This window comes from Prosthecobacter sp. (assembly GCF_046154365.1).
In the GTDB taxonomy this organism is placed as follows: Bacteria; Verrucomicrobiota; Verrucomicrobiia; order Verrucomicrobiales; family Verrucomicrobiaceae; genus Prosthecobacter.
Window position 1 is genome coordinate 1 of the sequence record NZ_JBJXFV010000121.1, and the last position, 2667, is coordinate 2667.

Sequence of the window (2667 nt, forward strand, 5' to 3'; positions counted from 1 at the left end):
CGTGCGATGGATCTGGCCGTGGACGAGATGCGTCGGGAAGTAGAAATAGAATGGCTGCTCGCGATGCCGCCGCAGGAAATCGAGCGTGAAATCCATGCACACATCGGGGCAATACACCGGCTCCGGCGTCTCGATGGTCTGGCCGTTTTTGATGTAGCTCTTCTCCCAAAACCAACCGGTGCCGGACGGGTCGGTGAGCCATTCGTCGAAACCCCACTCGCCCGGCGTATCCTTCATCTGCCGCCACTTGCCCGCCATGCCGGTGACGTAGCCCGCCTGCTTCAGTGTGCGAGCGAGCGCCGGCTCATCCTTCGCCGATGGAATGTGCGACGAGGTGTTGGTCAGTGCGCCGTTGCGAAAAAGGTAGCGTCCCGTCATGAGCGTCGTGCGCGAAGGACAGCACAGCGGCGGCGCGAAGCCATGCGTGAACCGCACCCCCGTCGCAGCGAGCGCATCAATGTTCGGTGTCTTGCCTTTGAATCGGTCCGAGCCATAGCACCCGACATCGCTGAGCCCCTCGTCATCGGTGAGGATGAAGAGGATGTTGGGCTTTGCCGACGGTGCGGCTGCATTGAGCGGAGCCAGCGGAGCGAGCAGCAGGGCGGTGAGGAGTGGGAGGATAAATTTCATGGGAAGAAAACTGGCACGGCCCATTTGCCGATGAGGATGGTCTCGCCGGCGGTGCTGTCTTTTTGGAAGAGGGTGCAGAAGTTGCCGGTGGAGCCGGGATTGAAGAGCGGGATTTCGGGCAGCGCGACTTTTTCGAAACCTTGGTCCATCAGCGCTTGCGCGGTGGTGTCGCGGTTGCGATCTAGCACGGGTGTGAGGAAGAAGACGGTGCCAGCGCGTTCGCACTTGAGTGTCTTCTGGCCGTTCATGGCGATGGGCAGGAAGTGCGCGTTCTTGAGCGCGGCGGGAAGCTCGGCGACGATGTAGCCGCGGTCGGCGAAGAGTTTCGCGCCGGGGTTGAGCGGCTGCGGTTTGACGTCGGCGCTGGTGAGCGTGCCGGGCTGGGTGGTGCGCATCGGCTTGCCGTCGGCGTTGGCGTGGACGGGTGCGGTGGATGGCTTCGGCTTCTCCTGGCCGCCGGTGGCTTTGCTGACGAGCTGGCGCAACTTCACTGCGCCGCTCACATCCTTGCCTGCGGCCACATCTTCCTCGCGGAACGCGGCCATGAGGATGTTGCGGTCGAGGACGCGGTTGTAGTCGTAGATGAGGCGGATGAGGCCGTCGGGCGTCTGCTGGCCGTCGGGGTAGGAAACGCCGAGGCGTTCATCGAGCATGAGGCCGCCGCCCCAGGTCTTGCCATCGTCCTTCGAAACGTAAGCCGTGAGATGCGAGCGGCTGGTGCGGGAGTCGAGCGGGCCGTGTTTGACGAGCAGCAGATTGCCCGACGCAAGGCGACGGATGAAAAAGCGCGAGGGCGTGTGCAGGATGCTCGATGGCTTCAGCTCGGGCCATGTCTTGCCTCCGTCCGTGCTCACGCTTTCACCGATGCCGTAGGTGGTGCGGACGAGCAGCCAGGGCGAACCGTCCTTGCGCTCGACGAACATGTGCTCGTCGAACTGGCGCACGTCCTTCGGCACGTTGCATCCGCCACGTAGAGACCAAGTCTTGCCCCGATCGTTCGAGACGATCATCTGCGCGCTGTTGTCGTGCCCCTTCCATTTTGAAATCGGCAGCACCCACTCACCCGAGGAAAGCGCGAGTGGCTTGCACATCATCACGCCATCGCCGATACGGCGCGGCTTGGACCATGCCGGCCGTGCGGTGTCGGGCTCGCTCGTCTCGATGCACCACACGCCGAGCTCGACATCGCGCCGGCCTTTCTCCATTTGCGCCCAAAAGAAGAACATTCGGCCATCGGGCGACACCCAAAGTTCAGGATCGAAACTGCGCACGGGACCACCTGCGTCGGGATCGGCCACCAGCACTTCGTTCCATGTCTTGCCATCATCGCCGCTGGTGCTGAGCACGACATAGTTGTTCAAATCCTCGCCCGGTGTGGCACCCGCATACCATGTGGCCCAGAGTCGTCCCTTCGGCGCGACCGCCATGCTCGGGATGCCGGTGAAGGCACGGTTCGTCACCGCGTGATCGGCACGCGGCGGACCGAGATGCTGCGGAGGTTGCAGGGATGGTGCATCGGCGGCGTGCAGCGCGGCGAGCGATGCGAGCAGCAGGGCGGTGAGGAGGGTAAGGGTGGGTTTCATGGCACAGCCTGTCACTTCTTCGTTGTGTCCGGCGACTTCTTTACGCTGAATGGCAGCGGCGGGGTTGACGGATTCTTGGCCCAGGAAGACGGCTCGGACCCGAAATTGAAATCTAGTCGCCCCCCTTTGCTGATGTCGCTTGCCAGAAGCCATGGTTCGGGACGCGGGATGCCATTCAGCATCACCTGTTGGATCGCTGTTTTCTCGCCGGTCGCATGCGAGGTGATGACAAGCCGCTTCCCGCCGCGCCCCAGATCGATTTCAACTTTCGGAAATGCGGGTGCGGTCAACACATACCAGCCGCTGGCGGGATTGAACGAATACAGACCTGACTGCACCAGCACCAACCAGGCGGACATGGTTCCGCAATCATCGTTGCCGGGACGACCGTAAGGTGAGTCATCCTGATACATGGCAGGGATGTTGGCCTGGATAGTTTTGCGCGTCAGGGCAT

3 protein-coding genes are annotated in these 2667 nt (G+C 62.5%); all 3 read right to left on the bottom strand.

All coding sequences use genetic code 11. The features are described from left to right. On the bottom strand, nucleotides 1-630 hold a 630-nt coding region (locus tag ACKVY0_RS15700), incomplete at its 3' end, for a sulfatase-like hydrolase/transferase (protein ID WP_409215766.1). Beyond that, nucleotides 627-2213, bottom strand: coding sequence for a sialidase family protein (locus tag ACKVY0_RS15705; RefSeq protein WP_409215767.1), 1587 nt, complete (start codon nucleotides 2211-2213; stop codon nucleotides 627-629). The genes ACKVY0_RS15700 and ACKVY0_RS15705, both read right to left, overlap by 4 nt. Nucleotides 2214-2224: 11 nt before the next feature. After that, nucleotides 2225-2667 (bottom strand): glycoside hydrolase domain-containing protein (locus ACKVY0_RS15710; protein ID WP_409215768.1); only part of this gene is annotated, 443 nt, incomplete at its 5' end.